Raw genomic sequence first — 17,683 nt, 5'->3', positions numbered from 1 at the left:
AGTCACGGTGTGGATATAGAGACTGCGACAAATAAGAGTGTTTATGACGAGAGCGAGTTTAAAGACTACGATGATGTATTTAGCTCCAAAAGTTGAAGTCACAAAGCAGGGAGTTGTTGCCCTGTTCCCGATGTCAAAAGGGGTATCCACATCAGGAGCCGTATGAGGTGAAAGTCTCAAGTACGGTTTGGAATTGGAGTTGGGGAGGGTGACCTCCCTTTCGACCATAACGAACAATGAGACTATGAGAACAAAGAAGCCCACCCAAATTATCCGTACTGACAAGTGGACGTTGAACCCAACAGCAGAACAACGTGTTCTGTTTGGCGAGACGGTGAAAGTCTATCGTCGGTTCTGTCGGTACTTGGTAGGCATTGTTTTCACTCACTGGTCAGAGTTAGGGAGTTTGCCTGGAAATAATGTGATTTCTGCTGTTGAACGACTCATTCATCGAACAGGGAAAAACCCTCATCCCAAGTACGGGCTGATTGATATAACGTTCCACAAATTCCCTAGCTACTATCGCCGTGCTGCCATCATGTTGGCAGTAGGACAAGTTAGTAGCTATATGACTCGGTATCGGGAATGGCAAAGTGGGATGTCTCGGAAGCGCAAAGATGCTAAACCGCCTCAACTCCAGGCAAAAACCGGCTGTTATCCAACGCTCTATAAGGGCGGATGCTATAAGCTACATGGCTATGAGCAGATTGAAATCAAGGTGTTTACGGGATCTGACTGGGTTTGGACAACAGTTCAAATCACGGGACTATGTAACCGCCATGAGATCCCGGACAATAAGCTATTGTCGCCCTCGTTGATTTTCGACGCTCAAACCTGTTATCTATCAGTTCCGTTTCACTGTATGCCAGCGAAGCGGATAGCTGATCAGAATGTAGTCGCGGTTGACTTAGGTATCAACACTACAGCAACTGTGACAGTCGTTACCTTCGACGGTACTGTAATCCATCGTGAATTCATTCACCATGGAAGAGACATAGACCGTCGAGATAAACGGCTCAAGTCCGTTTCTAAGCGGGCATCCAAGACGATGGGCAAGGGGGGAAAGCTCCACAAGGGATTCTGCTCCAACACTTATCGAAAATGCCAGAACATCAACAACCAGATTAGCCACATTGTGTCTAAGCGGATTGTGCAGATAGCGACTAAGTTCAATGCCGCTGCTATTGTCTTTGAGAACCTGAAAGGTTGGAGGGCAAAAGGTGGGCGACGACGCTCCAACCTGCGCCAGCGCTTCCATGGGTGGCTCAAAGCCAAGATCCGGGACTACACAGAGATGAAGTGGCATGAGTTAGGTGGCGAAGTGATTGATGTTGTTGCCGCCTATACCTCTAAACTGGCTTACGATGGTTCTGGTATTGTTAAGCGCGATGCAAAAAACTACGCGCTGGCAACATTTGCCTCGGGTAAGCGCTATAACTGCGATCTCAATGCTTCTCAGAATATAGCGGCTAGAGGTATTCTTCAGCTCACTCGCCGAAAGGACAGTGAGGACCTATCCAGCCAACGTTCTGGACGCTCGCCCCGAAGCTGGGCTTGCCTGTGTGATCTTTGGACTCTGGATAGTTCAAGATTAGCATAGGACACTCCCACCTGGCGTAGCCAGGTGGGAGAGCTTCATGCCGTACTAAGCAAAGCAGTAGCCCTGAATGGAAACGGGACTAATCCTGACGCTAACCCTACGGGGAGAGGGCGGGGCTTCTCGGCCGTTAAATTCAAAAAAGTTCAAATTGTAATGCGCGGAAATGGTGGTCGATGAAACTGTTAATCAGCAATGATGATGGGGTTTTTGCCCTGGGTATTCGTTCCCTAGCTAATAGTTTAGGGGAAGCGGGACATGATGTTACTGTTGTCTGTCCCGATCGCGAACGTTCAGCCACTGGTCACGGATTGACCCTACATCAGCCCATTCGTGCGGAAGAGTGTTCATCAGTCTTTCACCCCACTGTAACCGCCTGGTCTTGTTCAGGAACCCCGGCTGATTGCGTAAAATTGGGGTTGTTTGCTTTACTTGACAGTATGCCAGATATGGTTTTGTCAGGTATCAACCACGGCCCCAACCTAGGAACGGATATCCTGTATTCGGGAACGGTATCAGCCGCCATGGAAGGCTTGATTGAGGGTATCCCCAGTATTGCATTTAGTCTAGCGAGTTATTCGTCTGTTGAATTTGATGTAGCGGCCGGTTTTGCGACCACCCTGGTTAACGCTTTAGAAAATCAGGGATTGTCGGAAGCATTTTTGCTTAATGTTAATATTCCTGCTGTTGGGGAACATGAAATTTCGGGAGTGGCGATCGCCCGCCAAGGTATTCGCCGCTATGTGGATATTTTTGAGAAACGGGTCGATCCGCGTGGCAAAACCTACTACTGGCTTGCCGGAGAACTTCTCGAAGACGTGGAAGAAGTTATCGACCATCAAAATTTTGATGATGCACCCACAGATGTAAGTGCCGTCCGCAGTAACTATATTACCATTACCCCCCTTCAGTACAACCTTACCCAATTTAAAGCCTTAGAACCCCTTGCGGATTTGGTGGCCGCCGTGAGACACTGGAGACAGTAGACTAGAATAGTAGATAGAGAATCATAGCAAGTCCGATCATGGGGGTTGATTAAAGCCAAAGGCTTGGTAGATCCTAGTGATAAGTTCGTTCACTCACACACAGTCATCTATGAATGCTGATACTTTTAACTCTCATTCAGTTAATTGTCCCATTTGCCACCACACTAGCGTTTTGCCTTCAGTAGGGGTGTTTGGCGGACTGTTTACCTGTCCTAACTGCCATACTCATCTGGTAATTAGCAACAGTGGTCATTATGTGCGAGATCCTTTTTCTTGGCAACATTGGGCGATCGGTAGAATGCTAAGGCGACAGAGTCATCCGTTGGCTAGAATTGGTCGTGATGTTTGTTCAACTAAACCGTTTCCCTTAGTGGCGATCGTTAGTAGTCTGCTACTGTTAAGTTTGGCAGTGGTAGCAACCGATCGCCTAAATTATCGCAACCAAATGCTTGACCCTAGTATTACGGAATTGGAACAAGATGCAGGCGATTACCCTTTTCCCTAAACTGGCTTTAATCCTTTGATGGGTTTGGGGCTTTCAGAAGGCATAATTAGAGTCCACCCTTCTACAGTCCCCAAAACTCTGGTATCTGGCAGTTGGAGGTTATTGAGGGTTTGCTGATCAACCAGAAAATAGGCTGAGGGTGAGTTGTGCCAGTAATGCTGTAGGCTGTCGTTTACTAGAGGCTGTATTCGCCTGGCGCTATAAAAATCTAGGGAAGGTCGCGAGTGGGGGTAGGATGTGTAAATCTTTGCCTCTGCGGGAGTATGTTGTTGGATGAGACTAGCAACGGGTTTGACGGGGTAGGACTCGCCCAATTCCCAAACCCAGTGATGTGAGGAAACAAATAGCAGCAGGGATAAATACATCCCCCAGCACAGAATGACTAAAAATTGCCGATCGCATTCGACTAATAATAGGGTGCTAACAGCCATGGTTAATGCTACGGAAGCAAAGGTTAACTGAAGGTTAATGTCTAAAGATTGACTATCAGTTAGGGTTAGCATTCCCCCCAAATATAGGCCTCCTAGCCAAGCTACAAAGGCTAAGAGACTAAATATAGGCCATAGGCGATCGGGACGGGGACAGGGATAATCTGGGGTTAACAATTGGTCTGGGGGGACGCTGGGGGAAGGCTTTGTTTTTCGCCATCTACCAATTTGATGATCTCCTTCTTCCCAAACTAGGGCTAGATAACTTCCTACTGCTAGGKCGAAGGCTGGATAAATGGGCATAATATACCAGKGGAGTTTGGTATTCATCGCAGATACGGCGATTAGATAAACTCCTGTCCACACTAATGTTAACCGCGCCCAACTTAAATTGCGATCGCGCCAAGCTAATCTTAATCCTCCTAACCAGAATAATAGCCAGGGGGCGCTAAATTTAATGATTTCCAGCAAATAATACCAGGGGGGTCCTTTGTGGTTTTCTACGGACTCCCAAATTCTAACTAGGGACTGATCTACTAGGTTGGCGATTATGAAGTCAAAGCCATAATATTGCCATTGGGAAGCATACCAAAACGCTACGGGTACTAAGCCTAGCCCTAAGCCCCACCACAGGAATTTTGAGGTCAACAGTCGGGGGGTATCCCACAGCCAAAATCCGAAGGCGATCGCTCCTAATAATACCCCTAATAGCACTCCTTTGGTGAGACACAATAACCCAAATGCTAACCCAGACCCCAAGGCGTAGCGCAAATCTCGCCGCGCGCGCAATACGCAGACCATCATTAGGATTAGAAAAAATAATACCGCCCCATCTAACATGGCTAAACGGCCATGACGGACTATTGGAATTAGGGTTAAATAAACTAAGGCTGAAAAAATCGCCTGGCTGCGACGGTGGAAAATTTCCCGCCCTAGACTGTATAACAGGGGTACGGATGTGGCTGTTAATAAGGCTCCTGGTAGACGGGCTGTCCATTCGTTTACACCCCCTATCTGGTAAAATAGGGCGATGAACCAATGAATTAGGGGGGGTTTGTTTAAGTAAGGGTCTCCGTTTAGGGTCGGGTGTAACCAATTAGCATCCCCTGTGATTAACTCCCGCGCTACTTGGGCGACAATTCCTTCGTCCCAGTCTCGGAGGGCAACTCCGCCTAAATCTATGGTAAATAATAGTAAGGCGGCGAGCCATAATCCCCATCCCCATAGGCGATCGGCTTTTTGGTAGGTAGTGAATATTGGGCTTTTTGGTGTTCGGTGTGCGGAAATTCGACGAAACATAGTCCCCCATGCGATCGCTCAGTTTGACGGTATTTGTAGAGTTCTTGCTAGTTGGAAATCTTCCTTAACTAGGTAAGTTGGTGCTAATTTTAACACAGGAACTCAGATATTTGCTCTCCTGGCTGATTCTATCTGATTGGGGAGGCGGCGGGGGGCGATCGCTTGATTAATATATATAGGGTTTAGGAATTGTTGGGAAACTTTCATCGCCGGGAAGAGTCGGGACATGGGTAGTCAGAAAAAAAACCATGGCTTTCAGATGAGAACATTAACTATTGATGATCTCAAAGCCTTTAATGAGTTATTGCGCTATGTGTTTCAAGTTACTAATCATGATTTGCATAAGATTGGTTGGAATGAAGAGGAAATTGAGCGCGAAAAACGACCTATACTAGAGGCTGCTCATGTTTTGGGATGGTTTGATCATGATAAGTTAATCTCCCAAATTGCTATATATCCCATGGAGGTTAATATTCATGGGGTTATTTATAAGATGGGTGGTTTAACTGGGGTGGGAACTTATCCTGAGTATGCACAACATGGTCTGGCTAAGTCTCTGATTATGCAAGGATTACTTGATATGAAAGCTATGGGTCAAACTATTTCTTATTTGTACCCCTATTCTATCCCCTATTATCGAAAAAAGGGTTGGGAAATTATTAATGACCAGATTAAATACACTATTCCTGACCATAAATTAACCCGCATTACTGAGGTTTCTGGTTATGTGCGGCGTGACCAGGCTGAGGGAGATATTATCAAAGCTGTTTATCAAAAATTTGCTGAACAACAGCATGGCGCATTGATTCGTGGTTCCCTAGAATGGCAGGAATATTGGCGGTGGGATCAGGATGATTTGCGTGCTGCTGTATATTATAATCAGAATGATCAACCGGCGGGTTATGTGCTTTATTACATTGCTAATGATATCTTTCAAATTAAGGATATGATTTATATGGATGAAGATGGTCGCCGGGGTCTATGGAACTATATTAGCGCACATCAATCTATGGTGGAAAAGGTTATAGGTTGGCGGTATACTAATGACCCTTTGGCTTTTCTACTGGATGATTCGGAGATTACTGAGGAAATTTCACCTTACTATATGGCGCGCATTATTGATGTGGAAAAGTTCCTCAAGTTCTATCCTTTTCAGCCTCCGGTTAATGCGACTTCTCTCTCTTTCATTGTGCGCGATGATTTGTTGAATGATAATAATGGTGTTTTTACGGTGGAATGGCTGGATGATGGGACGACTAACATGACTCGTAAAAAAAGCTGTCATGAGGCGAGAATGAGTATTCAAACTCTGGTTTCTTTGTTGATGAATTATCGCCGTCCTAGCTATTTCTATAAGGTGGAAAGGTTGCGCGCTGACCCTCAAGTGGTGGATTTGCTGGAAATGATTATCCCTCGTAATGAACCGTTTTTCTCGGATTATTTTTAAGGGGAACTTTATCGGCGTTGATTTTATAGTCAAGCGGATAGGCATACTCCCCCCTCCAATCCAATTATAATCAATAAATTTTCAGTTGTCAACCCCCAATTCTGAGAATTTCTGATCAATTGTGATGCTGAGATAGAATGAGATTGAGGATATTTAATTCTGTGGAGGTGAGAAGATAGCGATCGCTAAAAACCTTAGATCGCATTTGTTCAAGACTATAACTTCTAAAGATGACAAAAGGGAATTCTTGATAGCGATCGCCAATAGGTAGGACTTGTTCACATGGATAAAGTACATTAACATATTGACTTAAGATCCGACGGAAACTGTCATTTTCCGTTTCAGGTATTTGGGACTGAAAATAATTGCGGATTTGGTCTCCGACAATAAAGGTAAATAAGGGAATCGCGTAATATTGAAAATCCCAGGAGTTTTGTTGTTCAAGTGTTTGAGTGCGATCGTGGTGTTCTTGGAGTTGATCAATTAAATCGATCGCACCTTTAATACTAGCAGTGAGACTAGGGGGATATTGGGAACTCTCACGAATCGCAATCATTTTTTTTAAAAGTTCCGTATTCGCATATTCCGCAATTTTCTTTAATCTCATTTGGTAAGACTCTTTTAAACAAGAGTTAATATTAACCAAGATTAAGCTACCACATATATGACCAAGTTCTGGTTTTTTCAGGTCTAGCAAACCTGTTAAGGGGTCACAATATTTAGCAAACTCAGCATTAAATTCTGGAATAAGTTTTAAATAGGAGATGTTGTCACTCTTGCTGCTAGATTTATAGTCATCACTATTTAGCCAAAACTCACACTGACTCAGCAACTCTTTAAGACCCATAGAGACAGCGGTTAAGGTAGTGTTTTGAGGATGTCTTTTAGACTCTTTATCTAATTCCTTAATTAAGGTAGATAACTGACCCGTGAAACTTTGACCAGAAGCAGAAACAGATTTTCCTCCAATGGGAATCATCAAAAAGTTACCCCTTCCCACTTGACCATATCCTTGTATTCTGGTCATGATCGCAGTTTTGAGAATAACGAGCAGGTTTAACATACTGATCAGGCTTTCTTGAATGGAGAGATTAGGGTCGCTATCATCTCCGTAGTAAACAGCGCGATCGCATAAGTAAAAAGTCAAAAATTTCTGGTGATCATCAAAAGTCTGCAATTTTCCTTCTTCCCAAAACTGTCCGCGACAGCGATAAATAACTTGGATAATTTCCATTAAGTTAGTTTCCACTTGAAACCGAGGAACTTCCACTAAAATATGAGTAGATTTCGGGAAAGATAAACCCCGACTAGCGGAGGATGTCATAAATACCACCTTAACCTGGTTTTGATATTGATGGATTTCTTGTCTTTCCGTATCGCTGAGGTTAGCGTGAACCTCTAAATAGTCTTGATTTTTGACAAAGGTTTGCTGTTTTTGGATATCTTCAATTAGCCGTTGTAGTCTGATTTTGTCTTGGATATAAACTAAAATCTGACCCGTATTTGGTTCCTGAATTAGTCGATCAATATCGGCGAAAATCTCAGATAATACCGTTTTAGGAAGTTTTTCTTTGGTTTGGGATAGTTGGTCTTGATTAAATTGGACAGATTCAATAAAGGGTTTATAGGTGATGGTCAGACCTTTCGCGGGATAGGAGTTAGCGTTAATAGCGATCGCCGACTTTCTGTTAAATTCAAATTCCTTAGACGAGATAGAATCAAGATCTGGTTGAGATACCCGACGGAAGAAAATTTTATCAGGTTCGGGAGACGTTTCTGATAGGTGTTGTGTAATCACTTCCGAGTCAACAATGGAAGCATCTGCGACAATTACCTTAGTATTGAATCCATATTCAGGATTAGTTAATTGGTATTTATTAATAATTTTGCGAATCCCGTCTAGAAATTCTACCCCGGTATTATCTCCGGTAATTTCATCAATCATAATAAATATATTTTTGATGCGTTTGGAGAGGGACTGCATTTTGTGACCATCAACTGTAAGCGTTTTTTTACTGTAGGCTTTCTGAAAAATTTTCTCGAAGTTTTCTAAGGTATTCTTACCAGTATTAGTCATGCGTAAAGATTGTATACAAGCTGTAGCGACAATAGCGACAATATGATTATATGAATTATCATTAATTAAATTAGATATGGCTTCACACAGGGTTGATAATACCCCAGGAACCTTATTTTTGGATGGTTTTAGGCGATTATCGGCGAAGCGGTTAACTAATGGAGAACCGTGAGATGAATGCGTATTTTCTATATGGTTAATCGGGAGGAATTTAACTGAGTGAATGTTAAACTCATTTTGATGTTGGGTGGCGAGATAATTAACAGTTAAAGAGGGTGCGTTATTTCGGAGGAGAGCGTAGTTAGTGGTGACACAAAATAGGCGATCGTCGCTAAGATTATCAGTTTCTGAGTTTTTGAATTTTTCGATAATATCTAGGTTGACTTGTTTACGAGGACTGACATAAAAGAATAGAAAACCCTCATCAATATGAGATTTCAAAAAATCCACGATCGCCGTAGTTTTTCCAATTCCAGGATTTCCCGTCAGAAAGATATAAGTATAGTCAGAGTTGAGGGATTTTTGGACAGCTTCCGCGTGGGGTTGTCTCAGGTCTAGGGTACAACTAAAGTCATCAATAATTTCTGTGTGGGGGGGGATGATATTAAGGCGATCGCGACTAATATTAGATAGATTTTCTAGGAAGGATTTACCATTTTTAAAACTTTTGGCGACATTGCGGCGAATTAGATCCATTACCTGTTTTCTAGCTGTGGTAATTTCTGCATCTTTGGATTCATTTTGATAAATATTCGCACAGGTCGCGAGTAAATCCCAATGGTGTGGATTTTGGGGATTTAGGGATAGGTTGCTAAGATTGCGATCGCTATATCCGACTACATTAATCATCGTAGAGTTGTCCGGTTTCACTACTCCGAATTGTTGTAAAAAACCATAAAAGCTATAAGCATAACTAGCAGCTTGAATTAATTTGACGCATTCCTTATCCTGTCGCTTAAATGCGGTAAAGTATCGTTTGAGATCCTCCGAAAATTCCACATCAAGATTTTCGGAGTCTCCCGTATCCAGCCGCAATTTTACGAAAACACTTTTCGATTTCAGATAATTAATCTCTCGTTTGAGTAACCGACGTTGGTTGTCTAGGTTTTTGTCCGTTAAATCTATTAAATCTTCAATAGCTTTTACCGAAAATATTGATAAATCTACCACTAATATTCTCAGCTTATTTCGGTATCTGAGTAACATCAAGGTATCCGCTTTAAAAAACTCACCTTTCCCGCTGTATTTGTCCCAATTTATCTTAGGTTTGGGAGGTGAAAATTCATCTTTTAACTGCGATAAACACTGGTCAATCTGTAGCTGTTTATCTTTGGGATATAGGTTGAGACTGTTATCATCAGAAAAGCTACACTGATTATAAATAATTTCATACTTATGGTGACTTTTATGGTAATCTTTACCCAAGGATTTCAGATATTCCCGAAAAAAGTTTAACCCCGACAACCAACCTTTCTGAATCAAAAATAGTCCCCATTTTTCTAAGTTATTCCTAATGGCTTCTTCGTCGGTTATGTTTTCATCTTTGATGATTTTTCGTAGCATTTCAGGAAATCGCAATTTTTGCAAATCCCGACTATACAAATCACCAAAATTATTGCTAATTTCAGCTTCGGATATGGCTGATAAAATCCCAATATTGAAACCTACCTCAAATAATCTTCCGAAATTTTCTGCGACTTTCATCTGTCAACCTCAATCAATCATTATGGTGATAATTCAACTTATTGATAAATCCGGTTATTGGTGGAGTCCGATTTAGGTCACCGTTGATTCTGGGGATACAAAATCGAGTTAACCTCACTCAAAAAAGCCAAACTATTAAAATCGGTTTTTCCATTCATGTGCTTAAAAAGACATTTTTTGCGTAAAGATTCATCACCAATAACGCGATCGTAGGGATCGAGTTTAATCTGGATATTCTTTCCAACTAATTTTTTTTCAAACCTGTAAAAGTGGAAAAAAGTCAAATATTGCAGAATGTCTTGTTTCAGAGAGTTATCATGAATCAATCCCTCGCGAATATGCTGATCGTCCAGGACTCCTTGATAGATATTTAATAAAGTTGCGTAGGACATCACCCCATTATAAAAGCGATCATCTTCGTTTCTGGTTTTCACAGACACACCATTAAATAGGTTAAAAAATACCACCACGTTTTTACTAGGGTCTTCTACCAAGTTTAATAAGTTAGCAGTATCCTTGAGGCTATAGGAATCCTGGTATAAGGTTTTCTTTTTTCTGACATAATACTGATTAAAGAAAATCGGATATATTTTAATATCTGGTAATCCTGATTGGAGAGATTGAATTAAAGTGGGTGACATAAAATAAAACTCATCTTCATCATTTTCCTCTACTTGGGTGAGGTGTAAATTATCAGTAAATGGCGCTTTGGCTATATACAAAAAGTGACGATATTCTAATCCTGATTGATGGTAAAGATCATATATTAAATCAATTAAAATTGAGGGTTCTGTATATAAATTCCGAGAGAGATAATTTCCCGAAAAGGTTTTTAATAACTGTACGACAATTTGATTATCTGACTGCTTCTTAATTCCGATCGCTTCACCAAATATAGTAGAAATCCGGTCTTGGCGATCGCCTTTAAATAAACCATCACTTTCAACACTAGAAACCACAATTAAAGCCAATTTATCCAGGGAGAAACTGCGACTATCAGCAGATTGATCTAGGCTAAACTTGCGCGGTAATACCGAATACAACGAACCCAAAGCATTTCCTTTAGCAAAATTGTCGGTCAGTTTTTTAATCCTAAAACCTTGAGAATTGGCGCGATATTTATTATTCAATAAATGACGAATCACTTTCGATAAATTAGCCATAAATTTCTCTGCGTCAAAAGGTTTATCTTCGCTTCCTTCATGAAGTCTAAAAATTGGCAAAAACACCTGTTTCCAATCTTCCAGAATTATCCGCAAACTGATATTAATCAGCAGAGCCATGGTAAACTGATAAATAAAACTCTGTACCGAATTATAATGACCCTGATTTAAGCATTTTTGATCGTAGGGAAAAATAATTCCTGGAATATTAATAAAAATTTCTCCTGTTTTTTGGCGAATTGGGTCACTTTTAGGAAGGAAGAAAACCGGAAGACATTTTTGGATTTTATCAATCCCATGATAGTCGATGGTAAATTCCTGATTTTCTGATGTCTGATAATAGCGGATATCTTCGATTTTCAGATTACCCGGAAGTTGACAAAATATTCCCGTGTCGGGACTAGAATCGCCAATAGTAATGTACTGAAGACACTCTTTGGTATTCCTTTCTACTACCTGATTAAAAAACAAACCATTGCTAATTTTCTCAATATCTGATTCTAATATTCCCTTATAGATACCAATTTTAACCGGAAAATTTTGGGGTGCTAAAATAGCGGATTGTTTAATAAAATCATGAAGTAGCGATTTGAGTTGCTTAATTTTGTGGAACACTTTATTTTGGTTAAAATCTTGAATGACAAGTTTCAAAAAATTAGACTTTTCATCTTCATCTGTTCCCTGAAAAATAGGCAAAAAATAGGTCTCAAAACTCTCGCGAACATTATAAGTTAGTTCCGATTGTGGATCATAATCTTCTTGGTCAGGATTACTGCGAGTCGCAAACGCAAAATAGTAAATAAAAGCGATTTTCAAAACCTTTTGATAATACAGAGATTCCTGATAAAATTCTCGTTTTTTTACTTCGGCTTGCTCAGGATTAATCATCTCAATATAATAGTCGAATGCTGGTTTACCTCCCCTAGCTTGAACCGGGTTGTTAAATTTAAGTTTTAAGCCAAAAGTAAAGGTTCTCTCGCTTCCGTCTGGACTGGTGGTTTCCCCTAAACTCTCGCTAATTATCGGAATAATGGGGAGAGAGTCAAACACCTCTGACCGGGAAAACCAATCCCGATAATTAATGGTTTCTCCACCATAACTAACTAGATAATCTCCATCCTGTTTGTCATGGTCATCAATATAAGCCACCATATCTTTTAGTCGCCGAATTAAATCCTGTAAATAAACTAAATCGGGATGATTATTAGTGGCTAAATTGGTGGCTAAATATTCCAAATAGCAGATTTTGGCGTGTTTTTTGAGTTTCCCCAGGGATTCGGTATCGACTACTTTCTGCAATTTATAAAAATCCGAAGATTTATCATTAGTTAAATTATCTAGGATTTCGAGAGTATCTTGTACGTCTTCGGAGGATTCTTGGTCTAGTTTTTCCTCAATATAGTTACTGAGTCCCTGTTTTAAATCTTGGGTAAATTGATTGATATTTCTTACGGAAATTGTCAGTTTATGAAACTTGAGGAGAGAATTACTACCCACATCATTAAGCCGTGTTTCTAACTCTGATGTTCTCACGTTTGGCTTAGTCGGAAAATTATAATATAAACTGAATTTCTGATTATTTATTTCCTGTAAGGTTCGGATAAAGCTATGAGTTAAAGAGTTAATATCTCGGTGATTATTATCTCTGGCTAATTCCTGTAACTTGTCTTGTAATAAATCCCGAATTTGTCTGATTTGTTGGTTAAATATATTTTGAGTATTACTATTAAAATTCACTGTAGCCGATTTACTGATACCCCTGGAACTAATGGGGTTAGCAATATTTTGTTTAATTAGTTGATTGGTAATAGTCTCTAAGTCGATAATGAGATGATTTTTATTTCGAGAAATTTTGAATGGTTGTTGTTGGGGAATTTGCTCGATAATTTTAGTTAATATATCGCTGTAGTCTACGAGTTCTAAGTTGCTGTCAGCTATTCCTAAAATGTTCATGTTGACTCCTGATGATAAATAGCAGCGATCGCCTTAATAATTATAGAGGTGATTAAACCTTAATAATTATGGGGGTGATTAAATAGGTGATGACTCAGGCTTGCCTTCACCTATCCTTATATGTAATAATAGACTAGAATGCTTGAATCCACTCTTTCACGTCGTACTCAGTCCAGATCCCATTTTTCCAATAGGGGTCAGCTTCCACCAAGCCGCGAACGATCGCCTCTGATTCAGCCTCATAAATCCCCAGAACTTTAGTTAAATCTTTAGTGGGTCCAATAGTAATTAAAACCCCCGATTCTTTCTGTTCCTTTAAACCCTGTAAATGTTCTGGTCGGTAGGGTTCCCGTTTCGCCAAAACGTCTTCACAGTAGCTACCAAACATGATATATTTTGCCATAACCTTGTCACTTGAGGAAACTAATCACCACCATAGATATTATCACATTATACCACCTCAATGGTAATGGGTGTCTAGGGTCTTTTGAGAAAATTCTCAGAAGTGGTTATCGACAAGGGGAGTCTACCTCCCCCAAAGCAGGGGAGGAGGAGGTAGAAAGGGAGGGAGAAAGGGAGGCTGACTAACTTCTTAAAGTCACCTGAAACTCCTTAGCCAAAGCATCCCTAATTTTTTGCTGTATGGGTTCTATATCCTCATCAGTGAGGGTGCGATCGCCAACCCGATAAACCAAACGAAAAGCCAAACTCCGCTGATTTTCGGGAACATTTTTGCCACGGTATTCGTCGAATAACTCCACCGATTCCAGAATTTTACCACCTGTTTTAATCATCGTTTTTTGCAAATCAGCCACCGACACCGAATCCTCCACAAAAAAGGCGAGGTCGCGGTCACTAGCGGGGAAAGTAGAATAGGACTGAAAAGGTCGCTTTAAGTAATCCTTAGCCGTAATAGCCGCCGTGAGTACCGAGAGACGAAACTCGAATAAATAGACAGCTTCAGGAAGTTCTTTTTCCCGTTGAATTTGGGGGTGTAGTTGACCGAAAATTCCCAGGCGATCGCCATTTAACCATAACGTAGCTGTCCGTCCAGGATGGAGCATTTTAGCATCAGATTCTTGGCGATATTCCACAGACAAAGACAACCGCTCCCATACCGATTCTAACACGCCTTTAGCCTCAAACCAACTCATGGCATTATCCTTCCCACTGTTGACCCAACGACCCTGAGACGGGTCGCCACCAATCACCCCAGCGATCGCATCTTCTTCGTGATAGACCTCTCCATCACGCCGAAAAATCCGGCCAATTTCCAACCCATTTAACGGACCATTACCATTTTCCAGGTTAAACACAAAAGCATCAATTAACCCAGATAACATCTCAGTTCGTAAAGCCGAATACTCCACAAACAGAGGATTAGCAATTACCACCTGATTATCCCCCTGTTGTTTAACTAGGGAATAGTGCATCAACTCCGTCAAACCCGCCGCTCGAAAAGCCGCGCGCAAGTCTCTTTTAGCCGCTTCTTCTGGTGGTAAATAACCGGGGACACTCTGAGTCGGAAGAGTATCAGAAAAGCGGTCATATCCATATAATCGCGCCACCTCTTCAATCAGGTCAATTTCCCTTTCCAAGTCCCGTTGACGATAGGGGGGAACTGTCACCGTCCAGACTACCGATTCCCCCTCTTGGCGGCTAGTACCACATCCCAAAGCATTTAAAATACCTTCAACCTCTGGGGGTTGTAAATAGGACTCAACCTCTGTATCTTCTCCCCGTTTGAGAGGTCCTAAAATAGCATTAAGGCGATCGAGACTCAGGAAAACCTCCTGAGTCATCCGCATTTGGGTAGCACCGCTCGCCACTTTCTGGACCGTAGCAGTTCCCCCAGCTAGTTCTGAGATTAATAATATAGCACGACGGCAAGCCAGAGCCAGTTCCGCTTGATTTATGCCGCGTTCATAACGGGTAGACGATTCGGTGCGGATACCCTGAACACGCGCCGATCGCCTAATAGCCACCGGAGAAAACACCGCCGCCTCTAGGATTAAATTAGTCGTCCCGTCGTGAACTTCCGTGTCCTCGCCTCCCATAACCCCCGCTAAAGCAACCGGTTGATCATTAGCGGTAATCACCAGATTTTGTTCTTGTAGCTGGCGGGTTTGACCATCAAGGGTTTTAAGAGACTCAGAAGCCTTAGCAAAACGCACCCCGATAGTCAGGTTTTGAGACCCAGTAAGGTTAGTAAGCCGATCGCGATCGAAAGCGTGGAGAGGCTGCCCCCATTCTAATAAAATGTAGTTGGTGACATCGACCACATTGTTAATGGGACGAATTCCCGCCGCCTGTAGCCGTCGTTTTAGCCAATCAGGAGAGGGGGCAATTTTGACATTGGCGATCGCACCTCCGATATAGGTAGGACAGGCTTGGGATTCAATGAGATCAATTTCCAACCCACCTGCTGGGTCTTGGTCGCCAATTAATACCCCCGCCGCGTCAGGAATTTTCAAACTCCCGCCAGTCAAAGCCGCCACTTCTCTAGCAATTCCCACCATACTCAACCCGTCCGCACGATTAGCAGTAGCTGTGACATCCAGGATCACGTCATCGAGTCCGATTAGGGGTCGGACATCACTTCCCAGCACAGGCTCGTCTAAATCAAAGCTATGGATACCTGGTGATTCTTTTTCTAAACCCAATTCTGATAGGGAACAAATCATTCCCATGGAGGGAACACCCCGCAGCTTAGTTTTTTTGAGCTTCAGGTCAATGGCGGGGAGATAAGTGCCAATAGTCGCTACAGCCACAATCATATCTGCTGCCGCATTAGGGGCCCCACAAACGATATTTAGGCGATCGCTTTGTCCTATGTCTACCTGACAGACTCGCAGTTTATCCGCGTTAGGGTGGGGTGCAATTTCCGCAATTTTCCCTAATACCACACCATCAGCCCAAGTGCGGCGATCTTCGATATCTTCTACTTCAAATCCCGCTACCGTCAGGGTTTCCGCTAATTGTTCGGGACTGATACTGATGTCTACCAGTTCTCGTAACCAGTTTAATGAGATCCGCATATCACTTCAATTTTTTTGTCCGATTCTCCATTCTAAGGAGTCAACTAGCCTAGTGGCGAAACTTTTTTCTGGGGACCTGTTGGCCGATGATCGTAGCAATTACTAGATTTTTGGGATGCGATCGCTGATAATAGTGTTTAATTCCCGTGGTTAGAGGTTCCCTGAGAAAGTTAGGTAATAATTGGGTATAGATAGCAGACAGAGCAGACCCACCATGTTAATTGTCCTAGAATGGTAGTTAGGTCTACAGAGTTAGGATATCGAATATTATTCCTGAAATCTCTAAGATCAAATCCTTTGACCTGCTGTTAAGAGTTCCCCGTGCCTTGCTATATAGATAGCTACTTACACGAATTCGCGGTCTGACGTTAATCTTAAATTGAGTTATCTCCAACCGCCATGAGTTACTGTACTAATCCCAGTTGTCCTAATCCCGAAAACCCTAACGAGGCTGTCAAGTGTCAGGCTTGTGGTTCCCGGCTACGGTTACGAAATCGCTACCTAGTCGTTAAACCTATTGGTAAGGGAGGTTTTGGAGCTACATTTTTAGCCCGAGATTTATCCCTTCCCGGTTATCCTGCTTGTGTAGTTAAGCAATTGCGACCTTCTGCCACTTCTAAAAAAGTTCTGGAAATGGCACAACAGCTTTTTCAGCGGGAGGCGAAAACTCTCGGAAAAATTGGTGATCATCCCCAAATTCCCCGTCTTTTAGATTACTTTGTCGGGAAACAACAGTTTTATTTAGTCCAAGAATTTGTTGATGGTTTTACCCTAAAACAGGAAGTGCGAGCCAATGGAGCTTATAACGAACAACAAACTCAGGAGTTTCTGCGGGATATTTTACCACTGCTGGATTATATCCATTCTCAGGAGGTGATTCACCGGGATATTAAGCCAGCTAATATTATTCGTCGCCGTCAGGATAATCGTTTAGTGCTGATTGACTTTGGCGCGGTTAAGGATAAAGTAAGTCAGGCGACCATGATGGGAACCGGAGAAACTGCTTTTACTAATTTTGCCATTGGAACTTCGGGATTTGCTCCCATGGAACAGATGTCTTTAAGACCTGTTTATGCTAGTGATATTTATGCGGTGGGGATGACTTGTATTTATTTACTGACGGGTAAATATCCTAATGCTTTGGAACATAACCCGACCACCGGAGAGGTTTACTGGCGAGAACATACCCATGTCAGTGATGCTTTTGCTTTGGTCTTAGAAAGAATGTTGGCGGTGTCGGTCTATCAGCGTTATCAGTCCGCCAAAGATGTTTTATATGCTCTTGATCATCAGGATGATGTAGAGGATGATTTATCTGGTAATATGTCCGTTCAGCCTATAGCCACAGAATTTACACCAGACCCACCCGAAGAACCAACTATTTATAAGGATGATCAAACCTCGATCATGATGACTGCTCCCCAAAGGGAAGCGAAATTGATTCGGGAACGCCGAGAACGCAAAAAACGACGGGAAGTTACCGAAA

12 protein-coding genes are annotated in these 17,683 nt (G+C 42.1%); 6 read left to right on the top strand and 6 right to left on the bottom strand.

Features of this window, described 5'->3' with window-relative positions:
• Positions 1 to 244: 244 nt before the first annotated feature.
• The 3 genes from B9T16_RS15045 to B9T16_RS15035 all read left to right on the top strand — a co-directional run bounded on the left by B9T16_RS15045 (position 245) and on the right by B9T16_RS15035 (position 3,088).
• Positions 245 to 1,600 (top strand): IS200/IS605 family accessory protein TnpB-related protein, encoded by a 1,356-nt coding sequence (locus B9T16_RS15045; protein WP_410245141.1) that lies wholly within the window; start codon positions 245 to 247, stop codon positions 1,598 to 1,600.
• Between the two features lie 173 nt (positions 1,601 to 1,773).
• Entirely contained in the window at positions 1,774 to 2,583 is an 810-nt protein-coding gene (gene surE / locus B9T16_RS15040; protein ID WP_410245140.1) for a 5'/3'-nucleotidase SurE, read from the top strand.
• Between the two features lie 109 nt (positions 2,584 to 2,692).
• Positions 2,693 to 3,088 carry a hypothetical protein gene (locus tag B9T16_RS15035; RefSeq protein WP_410245139.1) on the top strand — a complete coding sequence of 132 codons (396 nt, stop codon included), beginning with the start codon at positions 2,693 to 2,695 and terminating at the stop codon, positions 3,086 to 3,088.
• Here the strand turns inward: B9T16_RS15035 and B9T16_RS15030 are convergent.
• Together B9T16_RS15030 and B9T16_RS15025 are read right to left on the bottom strand one after the other, a co-directional pair.
• Positions 3,085 to 4,815: an ArnT family glycosyltransferase gene (locus B9T16_RS15030; protein ID WP_410245138.1), complete on the bottom strand. Its 1,731-nt coding sequence runs from the start codon at positions 4,813 to 4,815 to the stop codon at positions 3,085 to 3,087. The two genes, B9T16_RS15035 and B9T16_RS15030, sit on opposite strands and share 4 nt — an antisense overlap.
• Positions 4,816 to 4,917: 102 nt before the next feature.
• Positions 4,918 to 5,043 carry a hypothetical protein gene (locus B9T16_RS15025; protein WP_286131333.1) on the bottom strand — a complete coding sequence of 42 codons (126 nt, stop codon included), beginning with the start codon at positions 5,041 to 5,043 and terminating at the stop codon, positions 4,918 to 4,920.
• Between B9T16_RS15025 and eis the strand changes: the two genes are divergently transcribed.
• On the top strand, positions 5,042 to 6,262 hold the full coding sequence (gene eis, locus B9T16_RS15020) for an enhanced intracellular survival protein Eis (RefSeq protein ID WP_410245137.1): 1,221 nt from the start codon (positions 5,042 to 5,044) through the stop codon (positions 6,260 to 6,262). The genes B9T16_RS15025 and eis overlap by 2 nt on opposite strands.
• A gap of 115 nt (positions 6,263 to 6,377) precedes the next feature.
• Here the strand turns inward: eis and B9T16_RS15015 are convergent, their stop codons facing one another.
• The 3 genes from B9T16_RS15015 to B9T16_RS15005 form a co-directional block, all read right to left on the bottom strand.
• Positions 6,378 to 10,043: a helicase-related protein gene (locus B9T16_RS15015; protein WP_410245136.1), complete on the bottom strand. Its 3,666-nt coding sequence runs from the start codon at positions 10,041 to 10,043 to the stop codon at positions 6,378 to 6,380.
• A gap of 77 nt (positions 10,044 to 10,120) precedes the next feature.
• Complete coding sequence (locus B9T16_RS15010; RefSeq protein WP_410245135.1) at positions 10,121 to 13,159, bottom strand: hypothetical protein; 3,039 nt, start codon at positions 13,157 to 13,159, stop codon at positions 10,121 to 10,123.
• A gap of 133 nt (positions 13,160 to 13,292) precedes the next feature.
• Positions 13,293 to 13,562: a YciI family protein gene (locus B9T16_RS15005; protein ID WP_014276914.1), complete on the bottom strand. Its 270-nt coding sequence runs from the start codon at positions 13,560 to 13,562 to the stop codon at positions 13,293 to 13,295.
• Positions 13,563 to 13,573: 11 nt separating this feature from the next.
• Here B9T16_RS15005 and B9T16_RS15000 point away from each other — a divergent pair, with 11 nt between their 5' ends.
• On the top strand, positions 13,574 to 13,747 hold the full coding sequence (locus B9T16_RS15000) for a hypothetical protein (RefSeq protein WP_014276913.1): 174 nt from the start codon (positions 13,574 to 13,576) through the stop codon (positions 13,745 to 13,747).
• Here B9T16_RS15000 and pheT read toward each other — a convergent pair.
• Positions 13,744 to 16,197, bottom strand: a complete 2,454-nt coding sequence (pheT, locus tag B9T16_RS14995; RefSeq protein ID WP_410245134.1) for a phenylalanine--tRNA ligase subunit beta — start codon at positions 16,195 to 16,197, stop codon at positions 13,744 to 13,746. The two genes, B9T16_RS15000 and pheT, sit on opposite strands and share 4 nt — an antisense overlap.
• A 399-nt stretch (positions 16,198 to 16,596) precedes the next feature.
• Here pheT and B9T16_RS14990 point away from each other — a divergent pair.
• Positions 16,597 to 17,683 (top strand): protein kinase domain-containing protein (locus tag B9T16_RS14990; protein WP_410245133.1); only part of this gene is annotated, 1,087 nt, incomplete at its 3' end.

The organism is Arthrospira sp. PCC 8006 (genome assembly GCF_046480465.1).
Taxonomy (GTDB): domain Bacteria; phylum Cyanobacteriota; class Cyanobacteriia; order Cyanobacteriales; family Microcoleaceae; genus Limnospira; species Limnospira platensis.
The sequence above is the reverse complement of the archived record's forward strand: the minus strand, read 5'-3'. Positions and strand labels throughout refer to the sequence as shown.